The 16,230-nt window shown below is 68.9% G+C and carries 14 protein-coding genes; 9 read left to right on the forward strand and 5 right to left on the reverse strand.

What is annotated here, in order from left to right; translation table 11 throughout:
- Positions 1-32 precede the first annotated feature (32 nt).
- The 4 genes from NJ1_RS17855 (at position 33) to NJ1_RS17870 (ending at position 3,829) form a co-directional block, all read left to right on the forward strand.
- Complete coding sequence (locus NJ1_RS17855) at positions 33-983, forward strand: class I SAM-dependent methyltransferase (RefSeq protein ID WP_084478451.1); 951 nt, start codon at positions 33-35, stop codon at positions 981-983.
- Positions 984-1,297: 314 nt separating this feature from the next.
- Complete coding sequence (locus NJ1_RS17860) at positions 1,298-1,762, forward strand: hypothetical protein (protein WP_067695345.1); 465 nt, start codon at positions 1,298-1,300, stop codon at positions 1,760-1,762.
- 111 nt (positions 1,763-1,873) lie between these two features.
- Entirely contained in the window at positions 1,874-2,962 is a 1,089-nt protein-coding gene (locus tag NJ1_RS17865) for a DNA polymerase IV (RefSeq protein WP_067695348.1), read from the forward strand.
- Between the two features lie 84 nt (positions 2,963-3,046).
- The gene (locus NJ1_RS17870; protein WP_067695532.1) at positions 3,047-3,829 is read left to right on the forward strand and encodes an enoyl-CoA hydratase/isomerase family protein; all 783 of its coding nucleotides are present in this window, start codon (positions 3,047-3,049) and stop codon (positions 3,827-3,829) included.
- A gap of 108 nt (positions 3,830-3,937) precedes the next feature.
- On the opposite strand, the gene NJ1_RS17875 is transcribed toward NJ1_RS17870, so the two are convergent.
- Positions 3,938-4,756 (reverse strand): alpha/beta fold hydrolase, encoded by an 819-nt coding sequence (locus tag NJ1_RS17875; protein WP_067695351.1) that lies wholly within the window; start codon positions 4,754-4,756, stop codon positions 3,938-3,940.
- A gap of 171 nt (positions 4,757-4,927) precedes the next feature.
- Between NJ1_RS17875 and NJ1_RS17880 the strand changes: the two genes are divergently transcribed.
- A complete protein-coding gene (locus NJ1_RS17880; RefSeq protein ID WP_084478463.1) occupies positions 4,928-5,920 on the forward strand; it encodes an oxidoreductase in 993 nt (330 codons plus the stop codon).
- Here the strand turns inward: NJ1_RS17880 and NJ1_RS17885 are convergent.
- The 3 genes from NJ1_RS17885 to NJ1_RS17895 form a co-directional block, all read right to left on the reverse strand.
- Positions 5,895-6,662, reverse strand: a complete 768-nt coding sequence (locus NJ1_RS17885; protein WP_067695356.1) for an endonuclease/exonuclease/phosphatase family protein — start codon at positions 6,660-6,662, stop codon at positions 5,895-5,897. The two genes, NJ1_RS17880 and NJ1_RS17885, sit on opposite strands and share 26 nt — an antisense overlap.
- 102 nt (positions 6,663-6,764) lie before the next feature.
- The gene (gene lon, locus NJ1_RS17890) at positions 6,765-9,260 is read right to left on the reverse strand and encodes an endopeptidase La (RefSeq protein WP_067695358.1); all 2,496 of its coding nucleotides are present in this window, start codon (positions 9,258-9,260) and stop codon (positions 6,765-6,767) included.
- Positions 9,261-9,357: 97 nt separating this feature from the next.
- Positions 9,358-10,950, reverse strand: coding sequence for an MFS transporter (locus NJ1_RS17895; RefSeq protein WP_218025225.1), 1,593 nt, complete (start codon positions 10,948-10,950; stop codon positions 9,358-9,360).
- 64 nt (positions 10,951-11,014) lie between these two features.
- On the opposite strand from NJ1_RS17895, the gene NJ1_RS17900 reads away from it, so the two are divergent.
- The 4 genes from NJ1_RS17900 to NJ1_RS17915 all read left to right on the forward strand — a co-directional run bounded on the left by NJ1_RS17900 (position 11,015) and on the right by NJ1_RS17915 (position 14,998).
- Positions 11,015-11,803 (forward strand): ArsR/SmtB family transcription factor, encoded by a 789-nt coding sequence (locus tag NJ1_RS17900; RefSeq protein ID WP_067695360.1) that lies wholly within the window; start codon positions 11,015-11,017, stop codon positions 11,801-11,803.
- A 663-nt stretch (positions 11,804-12,466) separates the two neighbouring features.
- Positions 12,467-13,318: an alpha/beta fold hydrolase gene (locus NJ1_RS17905; protein ID WP_067695363.1), complete on the forward strand. Its 852-nt coding sequence runs from the start codon at positions 12,467-12,469 to the stop codon at positions 13,316-13,318.
- Positions 13,311-13,919, forward strand: a complete 609-nt coding sequence (locus tag NJ1_RS17910; protein ID WP_067695366.1) for a TetR/AcrR family transcriptional regulator — start codon at positions 13,311-13,313, stop codon at positions 13,917-13,919. The genes NJ1_RS17905 and NJ1_RS17910 overlap by 8 nt, the downstream gene beginning before the upstream one ends.
- Before the next feature lie 71 nt (positions 13,920-13,990).
- The gene (locus NJ1_RS17915; protein ID WP_067695369.1) at positions 13,991-14,998 is read left to right on the forward strand and encodes a zinc-binding dehydrogenase; all 1,008 of its coding nucleotides are present in this window, start codon (positions 13,991-13,993) and stop codon (positions 14,996-14,998) included.
- 151 nt (positions 14,999-15,149) lie between these two features.
- On the opposite strand, the gene NJ1_RS17920 is transcribed toward NJ1_RS17915, so the two are convergent.
- Complete coding sequence (locus NJ1_RS17920; RefSeq protein WP_067695372.1) at positions 15,150-16,226, reverse strand: metallophosphoesterase; 1,077 nt, start codon at positions 16,224-16,226, stop codon at positions 15,150-15,152.
- Positions 16,227-16,230: the final 4 nt, after the last annotated feature.

Consider the following 16,230-nt stretch of genomic DNA (forward strand, 5'->3'; position numbering starts at 1 on the left):
AGCCACCGGCAGCGGCCGATACCGTCGAGGACATGGCCGCACAGACGCATGAGCACTCGAAGGATCACGCACACTCGCACGGGGGGAACCACTCGCACGGCCACGGACACAGCCACACTCATGACGGGATCGACTGGACCACACAGATCGGCAATCTGCGGCGAGGCGACGCACTCGGTGCGGCATCCGCCGCCCGGATCGCGGAGCGGCTGATCGGGGCGCTGCGCAAGGACGAGCCGACGGTGCTGGATATCGGCGCGGGGGCGGGGGGACAGAGCGCGGCGTTCGCGCGGGAGTTGGCCCGGGCCGGAGGCGGACGGCTGGTGATCGTGGACGCGGTGCCCGAACTGCTCGAGGTGGCGCGGGAGACCGCCATCGCCGCACTCGACGGCGACCACGGCGTCCGGGTCGAGATCGTCCGAGCCGACGCGGCGGCGGACGGTCTGGGTGAGCTGGTACCGGAGGCGGACCTGGTCTGGGCCTCGCGAATGGTGCATCACCTGCCCGATCAGCAGGCGGGAACCGACAGCTTCGCTCGGCTGCTGCGCCCCGGCGGCTGGCTGGCCCTGTCCGAGGGTGGGCTGCCGACCCGTTGCCTGCCGTGGGATCTGGGCGTGGGCGAGCCGGGATTGCAGGATCGGCTGCTGACCGCCTGGGAGGGCGTGTTCGTGGCGATGCGTGAGGAGATCACCGGCGCGGTGCGGATGCCCTACGGCTGGACCACCACCCTGCGGCGGGCCGGGCTCACCGAGGTCGCCTCGTTCAGTGTGCTGACCGATCATCCCGCCCCCACCTCACCCGAGGTTCGCGAGCACGTCACCTCCTGGCTCGACGCCATGCGGACCCGGGTCGAGGACGTTCTCTCCGATTCGGACCGCGCCGCCATCGACGCCCTGCTCGACCCGGCGGCCGATACCTATGTCGGCACGCGCGATGACCTGTTCGTCCTCGGCGCGTCGACGATCTATATCGGTCGTCGCTGACCAAATTCGTTCTCGCGCAACGCTCCCGGAAGTCATAGTCGGAAACTATCGGCATCGTGCCCGGCGCGCGATGCCGATCGGCCGAGCGGGCGGCAAATGTGGAGGTGTTCCGGGAACTCCTCGGACGCACGATCAATTACCTTGCGGACCTGCGGGTGCAATTGCGGGTGCGCGTCGGAGAACCGTGACGTGCCGACACCGTGCTGTGACCGTTCCGTTAAAAAGGGGCGGCCCCAAATACCCTGCTATACGGCATAATTCGACTTCCCACGGCACCTTTCGATGGTCGTTTCCTGCCGGGGGGAGGAGTTTCGGTGACCCGTACCAAGGAGCAGCGGCGGACGTCCGCGGTTCGTATCGACGATATCGAGCGGATGTTCGGTGAGCGTCGAAGTCAGCACGTCGAGGAGACACTGGAGTTGCAGGTCGGGGGTGAATCCCGGCGCACCGACGCGGACTGGACCGTGCCGAGATATGTTTCGGCCGAATGCATCTCGGGGAAACTGGTGATCGATTTCACGCAGGCGCTGTGCTCGCGCCGCGAAATCGATGTGCGGGTGGACGCGGGCTCCGGAACCATCGTGCTGGTCGTTCCGCGCGGGTGGCGCGTGGATCTCGACGGGGTGAAATGCGGTGACGGGGCCATCGCGAATCGCGTGAAACTACCGCGTTTTCCGGGCGCACCGCTGATCCGGGTGGTGGGACATGTGGACTCCGGCGTGCTGAAGGCGCGATACGACTACCGGTCCCCGATCGGCTGGTTGCGCCGCGCGCGCTGAGTGCCGGCTGCTGAGCTCCCTCGCGCCGGGCTCACCCGTCGAGCACCCCGACACCACCCCCTGATTCCGGCATTTCCGCAGACCATGCGGTATGACGGATAGGTGGCAGAAGTGTCGCGATGGCTGTTGCATGTCGACCTCGACCAATTCCAGGCCGCGGTCGAGTACCGACGCCGTCCCGAGCTGCGCGGACTGCCCGTCATCGTCGGCGGGAACGGGGATCCGGCCGAACCCCGCAAGGTGGTCTCCTGCGCCTCGTATCCGGCCCGGGCTCGCGGCGTGCGCGCGGGCATGCCGCTGCGGGCGGCTCAGCGCGCCTGCCCCGACGGCGTCTTCCTGCCGCAGGATCTGGCCACCTACGCCGAGGCGTCCGAGGAGATCATGACCGTGCTGCGCGGATTTCCGGGGCGGGTGGAGGTGCTGGGGTTCGACGAGGCGTTCCTGGCCGTCGACACCGACGATCCGGATCGGCTCGCCGCCGAGATCCGCAGCGCCATCGCCGAATTGGGGCTGAGCTGCTCGATCGGCATCGGAGACAACAAGCTTCGGGCGAAACTGGCCACCGGATTCGCCAAGGCCGTGGGTAAATCCGATGCGACCGAGAACGCCCCCGATCCCGAAAGCGGCACGGGCGTATTCCATCTCACCGCGGCCAACTGGACCGAGTTGATGGCGCACCGGCCCACCACCGCGCTGTGGGGGATCGGTTCCCGGATCGCGAAACGCATGAGCGCCCTGGGCATCGAGACCGTCGCGGACCTGGCCGCCGCCGATCGGACCGTGCTGACCGCGGAATTCGGGCCCAACACCGGGCCCTACCTGTGGGTGCTAGGCCACGGCGCGGGCGACACCGATATCGCCGAACCACGAGAGCCGGTGGGGCACAGTCGTTCCGAAACCTTTCCACGCGACCTCACCGAACGCGCCGACCTGGACGCGGCCCTGACCCGCCTGGCCACCCTCGTCGCCGAGGAGACCGTCGCGGCCGGACGCGCCGTGCGGCGGGTCAGCGTCACCGTCCGGACCAGCACCTTCTTCACCCGCGGCAAGCAGCGGAAACTGCCGCGGGCCACGCTCGACGTGGACGAGATCGTGGCGACGGCGCTCGAGGTCCTGCACTCCTTCGAACTGGACCGGCCCATCCGGCTGCTCGGCGTCCGCGTCGAATACGCTCCGGACGAATCCGCCGGAAAGGACTGATCGCCCGGTGGGAGACGGGCTGCCGGACCGCCCGAGGCATTTGTCATGCTGTGGACAGGCATCCAGACGGAAGGCACCCATCCGATGAGCACCTACGCGAACATCCTTTTCGAGCACGAGGGCCCGATCGCCCGCATCACCCTGAACCGGCCCACCGCCGCCAACGGCATCGATCAGGCCCTGGCCGACGAACTGGCCCAGGCCGCCGCCTACTGCTCCGACGACCCGGCCATCAAGGTGGTCGTGCTGACCGGAGCGGGCCGATTCTTCTCCGCCGGCGGCGATGTGCGGGCCATGGCCGACAGCCAGGACACCGGCGCCTTCATCGACAAGCTGGCCGGCACCCTGCACCACGCGGTCTCGGCGTTCGCGCGGATGGACGCGCTGCTCATCGTCGGGGTGAACGGGACGGCGGCGGGTGCGGGCTTCAGCCTCGCGGTGTCCGGTGATCTGGTCGTGGCATCGGAGTCCGCGTCGTTCACCATGGCGTACACCAAGGTCGGACTCAGCCCGGACGGCGGCGCGTCCTACTACCTGCCGCGCCTGATCGGCCTGCGCCGCACCCAGGAACTCATGCTCACCAACCGCACGCTGACCGCCTCCGAGGCGCTCGACTGGGGGCTGCTGCACCGGGTCGTTCCGGCGGACGAGCTCACCGCCACGGTGGAGGAGCTGGCGCAGGAATTCGCGAACGGCCCCAAGCAGTCCAACGCGAATGTGAAGAAACTGCTGCTGGTTTCGTCGCAGCACACGCTGGAGGAGCAGCTCGGCACCGAGGCCACCTTCATCACCCACGCCGCCGAATCCGCGGACGGCGCCGAGGGCATCGCCGCGTTCGTCGGCAAGCGCGCCCCGAAGTTCTCCTGAACCATCCGGCCCCGAAAAGCCGCTGACACAGCGCCTTTCGGGGCCGGAGGTCTGTCGGGGCCGTTCGCGTCGTCGCGGCCGGTCGCGGGAGCGTGGCCGAAATACCGCTCAGCTCTTCAGGAATTCGAGAATGTCGGCGTTCACCTGCGCGGCGTGGCTGATGTACAGCCCGTGACCGGCATCGGCGTACTCCTTGTAGACCGCGTGCGGCGCGATCTCGATGGTGCGGCGGCTGGTCACGTCGATCGGGATCGACTGATCGGGAATTCCGTGCAGCAGCAGCATCGGCACCGTGACGGCGGCGACGTCGGCCCGATGATCGCTGGTGAGAAGCTCGGCCTGAATGGCCAGCGAAGCGTACGGCGAGGCCGAGAGGCAGCGGCGCATCTCCTCCTCGATCACCGCCTGGGAGACGTTCGTGCCCAGGTGGGTGGCGAAATAGCCCTGCGCCCGGTCGGCGAACCACTTCGGGCGGTCCGCACGCAACTGCGCGACCGAGGCCTCGAACAGTTCGGCCGGAATACCCACCGGGTTGTCCTCGGTCCGCAGCATGAACGGAATCGCGGGGGCCAGCAACGCGATTCGCGCGACCCGCTCCGAGGTGTGACGCGAGAGGTAGCGCACCACCTCACCGCCGCCCGCCGAATGCGCGATCAAGGTGACCTCACGCAGGTCGAGATGCTCGAGCAGCGCCGCGAGGTCATCGGCGCGGGTGTCCACGTCGTAGCCGGTGGACGGACGGTCCGAACGGCCGTGGCCGCGACGGTCGAGCAGGACACAGCGGTAGCCCTGATCGAGGAAGAACGAGAGCTGGTACTCCCACATATCGGCGTGCAGCGACCAGCCCGCGACGAAAACCAGCGGTGCGCCGGTGCCGTAATCCTCGTAGGCGAGGCGGGTTCCGTCTGTGGTGTCGAAGTAGGACATAGCTGCTGCGCTCCTTGGCTTTTCGCGTGCTCTCGACTGCTGAGAACAACGATCGCAGCGCGGGTGAGCCAAAGCGATTACGCGCGAGGTAATGCCGGGCGATCCGCGGTGCCCGCCCCGGTTTCGGACGACACCCGCCCTGACCAGCATCGGGGTCCTATGCTCGAACCCATGGAGTTCCAGGCGATGGTGGCACGTGAAACTGACGGCGGGATCGAGCTCGTTCGCGAGGAGGTCGGCGAGGACTTCCTGATGCCGGGCGAGGTGACGATCAAGGTGCATTTCTCCAGCGCCAACTACAAGGACGGGCTGGCCATCACGCCGCGCGGCGGGGTGGTGCGCAACTATCCGCTGGTGCCGGGCATCGATATCACCGGTGAGGTGGTGTCCTCCGAGGATCCGGAATTCGCGCCCGGCGATCTGGTCATCGCACACGGCTACGACATCGGCACCGCGCACCACGGCGGATTCGCCGAATACGCGCGGGTGCCGGCCGGGTGGGTCGTGAAGCTCGACGGGCTCACCCCGCGTGAGGCCGCCGCCCTCGGCACCGCCGGTTTCACCGCCGCGCTGAGCGTGCAGGCCCTGCTGGATCGCGGCCTCACCCCGTCGGACGGGCCGGTGCTGGTCACCGGGGCGACCGGCGGCGTCGGCACGGTCGCGGTCGATATTCTCAGCGGCCTCGGCTACGAGGTCGTCGCCTCCACCGGCAAGATCGGCGCGGGCGAACTGCTCGCCGCGCTCGGCGCGCACTCGGTGATCGGACGGCTGCCCGCCGAGGGGGAGAAGGTCCGGCCGCTGAACAAGGCACAGTGGGCCGCGGGCGTGGACAGCGTCGGCGGACAGTCGCTCGCGCACATCCTCAGCACCGTGAAATACGGTGGGGCCGTGGCGGTCAGCGGGCTGACCGGCGGACCCGAGGTTCCGACCACGGTCCTGCCGTTCATCCTGCGCGGCGTCTCGCTGCTCGGCATCGATTCGGTGCAGCTGCCCATCGGCGCGCGCCGGGAACTGTGGGCCCGGCTCGCGAAAGATCTGAAGCCTCAGCATCTTTCCCTGTTGGAGAACTACGTGCCGATCACCGAGGCCGAGTCCGTGCTGCACTCGATCCTGGACGGAACCCATTCCGGCCGAACGGTTATCGGTGTGGCCGGAGAGTTCTGAGCGGACTGCCGACGAACTCGACCGTCGCGCGCACGAGATTGTGGTCGGACACCCCGGCCACATCCTCGACCTGCACCCCGGACACGGTGACGCCGCGCGCGACGACATGGTCGATCAGCTGGGATTTCGCGCCCGAGGAGCGGGGGCGCGTCGGGAGCGAATCGGGCGCCGGCTCCGCGACGGTGAAATCGCCGCTCAGGGCCGCCGGCACCGAGTCGTCACCACCCAGGGCGGCGGCCAGGGCGGCGCGGTCGACGTTGAAGTCGCCGAGCACGATCGCCGGGGCCGCGGCCAGCTCCGCCAGTCGCTGGAACTGGGCGTCGCGACGGCGGTCACCGCTGACATGGGTCGCGACCACCGTGAGACCCTCGAATTCGATTGCCAGTGCACCGTTTCCGGGATCGTTGTCGAAGGTTTCGGCGCTGATCTCCCGGCTGGGACCGTCGGTGATGACCACCAGGGATTCGGACCGGTCGGCCAGCACCGTGTCGATGCGCCGGGACTTCGGAACACGCGGGTAGATCAGGACGTGGAACACCCGGCCGGGCAGCGCGCGCCGCAGACTCGCGAGCTGATCGCCGCTGACTTCCTGAAGCGCGATCACCTGCTCGTTGCGCTTCGCCACCGCCGTGGTGACCGCCGCGATGCGTTCGGCTTCGACCGGCCAGTGCTCGGTGACCGGGCCGGGCCAGTTGTCGGCGTGGACGCGGTGCAGGACGTTCCAGGTAGCCACTGTGATCACGGCTATCCAGGTTACGAGATGCGAACGGACCGTGCGGGTTTCGGTTTCATGTGAAACACGCACGGTCCGTTGTCATTCGGTTGGGCTATCGCCGCTGGTGGGTCAGGCGGTAGCGCTCAGGGGCCGGCCGTCGTAGGCCGGTTCGGCGACCGGCTCGATGGCGTAGGCCAGGATTTCGGCCACGTCGGCGACGGGACGAACATCCAGGGCGGCCAGCACCTCGGCGGGCACCTCGTCCAGATCCGGTTCGTTCCGGGCCGGGATGAAGACCGTCTTCAGTCCGGCGCGCTGGGCGGCCAGCAACTTCTGCTTCACGCCGCCGATCGGCAGGACTCGGCCGTTCAGGGTGACCTCGCCGGTCATTCCGACATCCGCCCGGACCTGGCGGCCCAGCGCCAGGGACACCAGCGCGGTGACCATGGTGACGCCCGCCGAAGGACCGTCCTTCGGGACCGCGCCCGCCGGGAAGTGGATGTGGATATTGCGATCGAGCACCTTCGGCTCGATGCCGATCTCCTCCAGGTGCGAACGCACGTAGGTCAGCGCGATCTGCGCGGACTCCTTCATGACGTCACCCAGCTGACCGGTCAGGGTCAGTGAGCGATCGCCCTCGGCGGCATTGGCCTCGATGTAGAGGACGTCGCCGCCCGCACCGGTGACGGCCAGACCGGTCGCCACACCCGGAACCGCGGTGCGTTCCACTCCGTCGGGAGTGAAGCGCGGACGGCCCAGGTAGTCCTTCAGGTCACCCAGTCCGATCACCAGCGTGCCGTCGACCTGCGCCTCGTATCCCAAACCCTTGTCGTATCCCAGGGATTCGACCGGGTCGGGCACGAATTCGCCCGAGCTGACGATGCTCTCGGCGCCGAGGACGGTCTCGGCGGCGGCAACGACCGCGGACTCCGACAGCTTGGTCGCGGCCTTGCGCAGCGCCTTCGCGATCAGGCGCTCCATCTGCCGCACACCGGCTTCCCTGGTGTAGTTCGCGGCGATCTCGCGCAGCGCCTCGTCCGTGATCTGAACCTCGCCGGCGGTCAGGGCGTTTCGCTCCAACTGCCGGGGGATCAGGAAGTCGCGGGCGATGGCGACCTTGTCGTCCTCGGTGTAGCCGTCGACCGTGATCAACTCCATGCGGTCCAGCAGCGGGCCGGGGATGGTGTCCATGACATTCGCGGTCGCGATGAACAGCACGTCCGACAGGTCCAGATCCAGATCCAGGTAGTGATCGCGGAAGGTGTGGTTCTGCGCGGGATCCAGGACCTCCAGCAGCGCCGCGGCCGGATCGCCGCGGAAATCGGAACCGACCTTGTCGATCTCGTCCAGCAGGACGACCGGATTCATCGAACCGGCCTCCTTCATGGCGCGGACGATACGACCCGGCAGCGCGCCGACGTAGGTGCGCCGGTGACCGCGGATCTCCGCCTCGTCGCGCACGCCGCCCAGGGCGACGCGAACGAACTTGCGGCCCAGCGCCCGTGCGACGGATTCGCCCAGCGAGGTCTTACCCACCCCGGGAGGACCGACCAGCACGAGCACCGCGCCCGAGCCACGACCGCCGACGACCTCCAGACCGCGCGCGGCCCGGCGGGCACGCACGGCGAGGTACTCGACCATGCGGTCCTTCACCTCGTCCAGGCCGTGGTGATCGGCGTCCAGCACCGCGCGGGCAGCCGAAACATCGGTGCTGTCCTCGGTTTTCACGCTGAACGGCAGTTCCAGGACGGTATCGAGCCAGGTGCGGATCCACCCCGATTCGGGGCTCTGATCGCTGGCGCGCTCCAGGCGATCGACCTCGCGCAGCGCGGCCTCACGGATGTTGTCCGGCAGGTCGGCGGTCTCCACACGGGTGCGGTAATCGTCCGCGCCGTCGGGCTCGCCCTCGCCCAGCTCCTTGCGAATCGCGTTGAGCTGCTGGCGAAGCAGGAACTCGCGCTGAGACTTCTCGACGCCCTCGCGCACCTCCTCGGAGATCTTCTCGTTGACCTCGGTCTCGGCGATGTGCTGCTTGGTCCAGCCGATCAGGGTGGTCAAACGGGTTGCGGTGTCGATGGTTTCGAGCAGTTCGCGCTTCTGCTCGTGGGTCAGCCAGGTCGCCCAGCCGGCGGCATCGGCCATGGCGGACGGGTCGTCCAGCTGATTCACGGCGTCGATCACCTGCCACGCCTCGCGGCGCTGCAGCACGGCGACGACCAGCTTCTTGTATTCGGCGGCGAGCTCGCGGGTGCGGCCGTCGGCCACCGGCGGATCGACCGGTTCGGCCTCGACCCACAGGGCCGCGCCCGGTCCGGTCACGCCGTGCCCGATCTTGGCGCGGCGCTCGCCCTTCAGCACGGCGGCGGGCGCGCCGCCGCGCATGCGGCCGACCTGTTCGATGGTGGCGACCACGCCGTAGGTGGCGTAGCCCTCGTCGAGCCGGGGCGCGACCAGCACCTGGTCGACCTTGCCTGCCCGCGCGGCATCGATGGCGGCCTGCGAGGACTCGTCCAGCTCGATCGGGACGACCATGCCCGGGAGCACGATCGGATCGGTCAGGAACAGCACCGGCAGGTTCTGAGGTGTGGTCACGTCTTCGACCCCTTCCAAGGTTGAGCGACTCATACTCAACTCAGGTTGAGCGATACCCAGTCAACCCCGCCCCCCTCCAGGATGTTCCGCACCCGGTTTCGCCCCCAGCGAACGCGGAACGATCCGCAGGTCACGACTCGATTCCGAGCATCGCCACCAGGAAAGCCGCAGCCCACAACCCGGCCGCGACGACGGCCAGGGCGTGTAGCGCGGGTACGAAATCCGGGGACGACGGCGTGCCCGCGACCGCGCCGAAGATCGCCACTCCACAGGCGGTGCCGATCTGCCGGGCGGTATTGGATACGCCGGTCGCCAGGCCGGACCGGTCGGCGGGGGTCGCGCGGACGACCGCGGCCACCACCGAGGCGGTGACCAGGCCGGCACCGCAGCCGAGCAGGGTGAACCCGGACAGCAGCCAGGCGAGTGCGCCCGCGGGACGCACCTGCGTCAGCAGCAGCGAACCCGCGGTGGCGAGCACGCAGCCGAGGGCGACGGCCGGGCGCGGACCGAAGCGGGCGGTGAGGCGGCCGGACACGGGAGCCAGGGCGATCAGCGGAATTGCCATGGGCAGGACGGTGACTCCGGCGCGCAACGGCGAAAACCCCAGCACGTCCTGGAGATAGAGCATCGAGACGAAGAGCAGACCGTTGAACACCAGATTCATGCTCAGGGCGATGACGTTCGGCGCGAGGAAGCGCGGGCGGCGGAGCAGATCCAGGGGCAGGATCGGGAATTTCGCATGCTTCGCCGACACCAGCGCGAGCGCCAGCGCTCCCGCCGTGACGCTCGCGGACGCGGCCAGGAACGGCGCGCTCGCGTGATGGCCTACGGAGATGACCGTGAAGACCAGACCGCCGAGCCCGATCACGAAGGCCAGCAGGCTCGGCAGGTCCACGGACCCGCCGGTTCCACGCCGGCGCCGTTCCCGGCCGCCGGTGTCGAGGGCCGCCGCTGACAGGGTGGCCTCTCGTGTCGAGCGAGCGGGCACCACCAGCAGTGTGGCCAGGACCGCGACCATGATCAGCGGCACATTGATCCAGAAGACCGGCCGCCAGCCGAAGCCGCCGACGAGCACACCGCCGAGCAGCGGGCCCAGCGGCAGGGCCAGCGAGGAGACCGCCGCCCACATACCCAGGGCACGAGCCTGTTTCCGGCGATCGGGGAAAGCGTCGACGATCATCGCCATGGTGCTGGGCAGCAGCAGCGCGCCACCGACGCCCTGCACGACCCGGGCGGCGACCAGGACTCCCGCCGTCGGCGCCACCGCGCACACCAGCGAGGCCGCGCCGAATACCGCGAACCCCGCGAGCAGCACTCGCCGATGGCCGGCGCGATCGCCGATCGTGCCGCCCGCCAGCAGCAATCCGGCGATCGCGACCACATATCCGTCGACCACCCACTGCAACATCGACGTATTCGCGCGCAGGCCGTGCCCGATGCTCGGCAGCGCGACATTCACGATGGTCACGTCCAGCAGCACCAGGAACATCCCGGCACACATCACGGCCAGCACCCGCGACGGCGCGGCAGGCAGGTCCCGGTCCCGCCCGCGCACCACCGGCACATCCCGGTCGGCGCCCGCGCCGGCGTGATCGGCGGCGACCGGGTCTTCGAGCGCTGTGGCGAGTCGGCGGTCCTCGGGGTGGGCCGTCGGACCGCCCGATGCGGTCACGAAGGCGGCGGGGCCGTGGTGGTATCGCGGGTCAGGGCTCGGAGTGGTCATCGCTCGAGTGTTGCGCCGGGATTGTTCGGTGCGGGCCGAAGTGTTGTGGCGGGACACTGGAGCCATGGCGGAGAGAGCTGATGGGTTCGCGGATATCGCGGCGGTGGGGGCACTGCTGGCGGATCCGACGCGGGCGCGGATGTTGACGGCGCTGGTGGACGGGCGGGCGTTGCCCGCGTCGGTGCTGGCCGGCGAGTCGGGGGTGGCGGCATCGACCGCGAGTGAGCATCTGGGGCGGCTGGTGGAGGGTGGCTTACTGGTGGTGGAACGGTCCGGGCGGCATCGGTACTACCGGCTGGCGGGATCGGAGGTGGCGGCGGCCATCGAGGCGCTGGCGGTACTGGCTCCCGTCCGACCGGTGAACTCGCTTCGCGAGTCCGGGCGGGCGGCGGCCATGCGGCGGGCGCGCAGTTGCTACGACCATCTCGCGGGCCGGCTCGGGGTGGCGGTCACCGAGAAGCTGCTCGAGCACCGCGCGCTGGTTCGCATCGACGATGTCGCGGGAACCGAACGCGCGCAGGGGGATCCGCTGGCCGCGCCGCTGCGGGAGCATCCGTATCGACTCGGGCCCGACGCCGAGGCGGTGTTCACCGCATTGCGGGTGGACCTGGACGCGCTGCGGGAACGCCGCAGGCCACTGCTGCGCTTCTGCGTCGACTGGAGCGAGCAGCGACATCATCTCAGCGGCGGCCTCGGCGCGGCGGTGCTGTCGGAGATGGAGTCCGCCGGGTGGGTGACTCGGCACGCGTCGCGCCGAAGCATCACGCTCACCCCACCCGGCGCGCTCGCCCTGCAGGACATCCTCGGACTGGATCTCACCGCCATGGAGCGATCGGAGCCTTTGCCGCACTGAGGGTTTCGACAATCGCGGGTATCGGCACCACCCAGGCTGCCCGATCACGTCGCCGCCGCTGGAACACGCACCACCGCACGACGCCACGTCGCGACGGCACCGGTAGCCGAGGGTGGTTCGGGGATTCGGGCGGCGGACTCGGCCCGGGACTCAGCGGGCGCGATTCAGCAGACGCCGGCGGCCGCGTACTCGCGCCGCGCAGAAGGGGACTGCGGCGGGGTGGGGGTGGCGAGAGAGTGGACGATGCGTCGCTCCAGGGCAGCTCGGGACCGCATGAGTGCGGAGAGCATTTGCCGGATCATTGCTTTACCTTTCGTTGTCAGTGTCGCCGGGAAAGCTAGCACTGAGGAATGTTGTGGTGAAAGCGAATTTTCGCGGGCTTTGACGCAGACCCAGAGGGTGATCGCTACCGGATTGCGATCCGTTTCACAGTTCAGGAAAAAAGATTCGAGGTCTTTTTCGCGAACCTCCCGGACGCCGACAATCGCTCACCCGCACCTCCCGAAGAAGGCGCCCGGGTCCGAAGTCGCACCGCTGAGCTGGACGTTCGATCACCGGATCAGATGGGAAACGCTGAACGCGGCGAGTTGGGGTTGACGCCCTTGGCTAAAGCGATTAGCTTTATGGCTATCGGAGTTAGCCGAAGCGACAGGGAGACAGACAATGACCGAGTACATCGACATCGACGGCGGCCGGATCGCTTACGACGAGGTCGGCACGGGTCCGCTGGTGGTGCTGTCGCACGGGATCGGCGACCGCCGCCAGGCCTACCGGACGCTCGCTCCACTGATCGCGGCCGCGGGATACCGGGTGGTGAGCGCGGATCTGCGCGGCCACGGCGACTCGAGCATGGAGTGGGCGTCGGTGACCGGGAAGGCCGCCATCAGCCGGACCGATATCGCCAACGATCTGCTCGCCGTGATTCGCGAGTTGAACGCCGGGCCCGCGATCGTCGTGGGGCACTCCATCTCCGGCGGCGCGGCCACCATCGCCGCGGCCCAGTCGCCCGAACTGGTGCGCGGGATCGTCGAGATCAACCCGTTCACGCTGGTCCAGAAGTTCGACCTGGGCGCGCTTTTCACGGTGTCGCGCTTCCGGCGCGGCATGGTTCCGCTGATGGGCGCCATGATCTTCAAGAGCGTCGGGCAGTGGCTGAAGTACCTGAACGTCGCCTACCCGAGCAAGCCCGCCGATTACGACGAGTACATGAGCGCCCTCGCCGCCAAGCTGCGGGAGCCGGGCCGGATGGCCGAGTTCATGAAGACCGGCAAGTCGACCCCCGCCGACGCGCAAGCGCAGCTGCCCAACGTGACCCAGCCCGCGCTGATCATCATGGGCACCGAGGATCCGGACTTCCCGAACCCGCGGGCCGAGGGCCAGGCCGTCGTGGACGCGCTGCCCGCCGGACTGGGCAGCCTCGGACTGATCGAGGGCACGGGGCATTACCCGCACGCCGAGGCCGCCGATCGCACCGCGGACCTGATCCTGCCGTTCCTGAAGGAGCACCATGCCTAGAGCCGGGCTCACCAGGGTCGACGTCGTCGCGGCGGGCGCCACGCTCGCCGACGAGGTCGGGTACGACAAGCTCGCCCTGGGCACCCTCGCCCAGCGACTCGGGGTGCGCACACCCTCCCTGTACAAGCACATCGAAAGCCTGGCCGACCTGCAGCATCGCATCGCCGCGCTGGCCATGAGCGAGCTCGACCGGATCGTGCGCGACGCCATGCACGGCAAATCCGGCAGCGCCGCGCTGGGCGCCTTCGCGGAAGCGTTCCGCGCCTTCGTGATCGACCACCCAGGCCGCTACGCCGCCACCATCGGCGCGAGGCTCGCGGGCCCGGACGACCCGCTCGCCCAGCCCAGCGCCCGGATGATGGAATCCATGGCGGCGGTGCTGCAGGGCTACGGCATCGCGGAATCGGACATGATCCACGCCCTGCGCACCATGCGCTGCACCTTCCATGGTTTCGCCACCCTGCAGGCCTCCGACGGATTCCAGATCAGCGACGATGCCGAGGAGAGTTTCCACTGGATGATCGGGTTCCTCGACCGCGGGCTGGTCGAGATCGCCGAGGGCCCGGCATCGCGAAAACTCCCACAGGCGGAACGAACCTGACCACACCACGCGAATGGGACTATCAAGTCGCGAAATCCGGAACTGAAGTCCCGGACAGGCCGAAGGAGTCGATGATCATGCTGGCAGCGCGACTACATCTGGGACCGCAGCGACGATTGGAGCTGGACGAGGTGCCGATCCCCGAACCGGGACCGGACCACGTGCTGATCAAGGTGGAGGCGGCGGGCGTCTGCCTGTCGGACGTGCACCTGATCGACGGGACGCTCTCGCCGCTGTTCCTGAAGGGCGATGTGGTCACACTCGGGCACGAGGTCGCGGGCACCGTGCACACCCTCGGACCGGGAGTGACCACCGCGAAGGTGGGGGATCGGGTGCTGTTGCAGGCCGGTGAGATTCGCGACGGCGCGACCTTCACCCGCGGCGTCGACTACGACGGCGGCTGGGCCGAGTACTCGCTGGCGCGGGTGGACACGCTGGTTCCGATTCCGGACGATCTGCCGTTCGAGCAGGCCTGCTTCATTCCCGACGCGGTCTCCACGCCGTGGGCGGCCATCACCGCGACCGCCGATGTGAAACCCGCTGAGCCGGTGGGTGTCTGGGGAGTCGGCGGGCTGGGCGCGCACGGCGTGCAGCTGCTGCGCCTGGCCGGAGCCGCGCCGATCATCGCGATCGATCCGCTGCCCGCCGCGCGCGAACGCGCCCTGGAGTTCGGCGCGGACCTGGCCTTCGACTCGGCCGACCCGGATCTGCGGGCGAAGGTGTTCGCGGCCACCGGAACCGGGCTCGCGGCGGCCTTCGACTTCGCCGGCGTCGCCTCGGTGCGCGAGCAGGCCATCGTGTGCCTGGCCCCGCTCGGGCGACTGGTACTGGTCGGCCTCACCGACAAGCCGATCACCATCGCCTACGGCACCGCCTTCAGTTTCTTCCAGCAGCAGCTGCGCGGGCACTACGGTTCCGGGCCGGAGCACGTGACCCAGCTGGTCAAGTTGCAGGGCTTGAAGCGGGTCGACTTCTCCCGCTCGGTCAGCGCCGTGGTGCCGCTCTCGGACGCCGCCAAGGCCGTGCACGCCCTGGAATCCAAGGAGGGCAACCCGATTCGCATCGTGCTCAAGCCCTGAGACCGGCGCACGCCTTTCGTCCCTCGGACCTACTCGGCTCCGAGGGACGAAACATGCTGTTCGACAGTGATGTTCCGCGCCGCTTCACGAGGCTCGGGATATTCGACCGGCCCGCGCCGATGTCACTCGGCAGGCCGGGCCCGGGACCGGATCAGGCCAGGCGGCGCTGGAAGGTGTTGGTGGGCGCGCCGTTCGACAGATCGACGGTATAGACGCCGAGATCGGCGGAGGCCGCGGTCAGGTCCAGCACCATGAAGCCGAGATCGTCGAAGTTCTGGTAGAGCGCGGAATTGGGGGTTCGCGATCCCGAGGCCGAGGGTTCGCCGTGGACGGATTTGGCCGCCGCGCCGGAGATGATCTGGCGGGTGCCCTTCGACGGCGTGTTCGGGTCGAGCACCTGCAGCGAGTGGTCGTGGCCCGAGAGCAGGAACTGGCAGCGCCCGAGCACGTGCGCCTCGAAGAAGTCCTTCACGAATCGGCCGTTGACGGGCTCGATCGCGAGTCCCTCGTATTCTCCGGCGTTTCCGTGCGGCCCGTTGTTCAGGTACGGGTGGTGGGTGCAGGCGATCTTCCACTTGGCGGGGGATTCGGCGATGGCGCGATCCAGCCACGCGGCCTGTTCGCTCATGAACTGACCATCGGCCGCCCAGTACGGCGCGAAAAGCGGCGGCAGGTACGCGGCGATGGGATTCAGGTCCAGGACGAAGAATTCGACCAGGGGCTGCTCCTGCGGCAGGCGCACCGAGTAATAGCGAGAAGGCATGAACCAGCGCGGCGAGCGCGCGTGGTAGGCCACCTCATGGTCCCCGCGCAGCAGCCAGCCGCCGTCGCCGGGCAGCAGCGAGCTGTTGTCGTGATTGCCCTGGACCATCAGCCACGGGAAGTCCAGGCCGTGATTGGGATCTTCGAACTTGGCCTGGAACTGGGCGTCGTCATCGGCCCAGGGGCCCTGTTCGTAGACGTTGTCGCCGAGGCCGAGGGCGAGCGAGAACGGTTCGCGGGCATGCATTTCGCGCATGGCGTCCGCGACGATCCACTGCGGGCGGGCCCCGGTGCCGGCGTCGCCGGTGATCAGGACACGCAGGTTGTTCGAGTCCGGAAGCGGTGTCTTGCCGACCGTCGGCACGGGGGCGGGTTCAGCCCAGGCGGGGTCCGCGGCGGTCGCCACGGTGGCCAGTCCCGCAGCGGTCGCGGCTCCGGCGAGGAAGCCGCGGCGGTCCACATTCATCGAA

The organism is Nocardia jejuensis NBRC 103114, assembly GCF_001613145.1.
In the GTDB taxonomy this organism is placed as follows: domain Bacteria; phylum Actinomycetota; class Actinomycetes; order Mycobacteriales; family Mycobacteriaceae; genus Nocardia; species Nocardia jejuensis.

Excerpts from the sequence above, each read along its gene's own strand:
- NJ1_RS17855 (WP_084478451.1), top strand. The coding sequence starts at position 33 with ATGGCCGCACAGACGCATGAGCACTCGAAGGATCACGCACACTCGCAC.
- NJ1_RS17870 (WP_067695532.1), top strand. The coding sequence starts at position 3,047 with ATGAGCACCTACGCGAACATCCTTTTCGAGCACGAGGGCCCGATCGCC.
- NJ1_RS17875 (WP_067695351.1), bottom strand. The coding sequence starts at position 4,756 with ATGTCCTACTTCGACACCACAGACGGAACCCGCCTCGCCTACGAGGAT.
- NJ1_RS17880 (WP_084478463.1), top strand. The coding sequence starts at position 4,928 with ATGGAGTTCCAGGCGATGGTGGCACGTGAAACTGACGGCGGGATCGAG.
- lon (WP_067695358.1), bottom strand. The coding sequence starts at position 9,260 with ATGAGTCGCTCAACCTTGGAAGGGGTCGAAGACGTGACCACACCTCAG.
- NJ1_RS17895 (WP_218025225.1), bottom strand. The coding sequence starts at position 10,950 with ATGACCACTCCGAGCCCTGACCCGCGATACCACCACGGCCCCGCCGCC.
- NJ1_RS17900 (WP_067695360.1), top strand. The coding sequence starts at position 11,015 with ATGGCGGAGAGAGCTGATGGGTTCGCGGATATCGCGGCGGTGGGGGCA.
- NJ1_RS17905 (WP_067695363.1), top strand. The coding sequence starts at position 12,467 with ATGACCGAGTACATCGACATCGACGGCGGCCGGATCGCTTACGACGAG.
- NJ1_RS17910 (WP_067695366.1), top strand. The coding sequence starts at position 13,311 with ATGCCTAGAGCCGGGCTCACCAGGGTCGACGTCGTCGCGGCGGGCGCC.
- NJ1_RS17915 (WP_067695369.1), top strand. The coding sequence starts at position 13,991 with ATGATCATGCTGGCAGCGCGACTACATCTGGGACCGCAGCGACGATTG.
- NJ1_RS17920 (WP_067695372.1), bottom strand. The coding sequence starts at position 16,226 with ATGAATGTGGACCGCCGCGGCTTCCTCGCCGGAGCCGCGACCGCTGCG.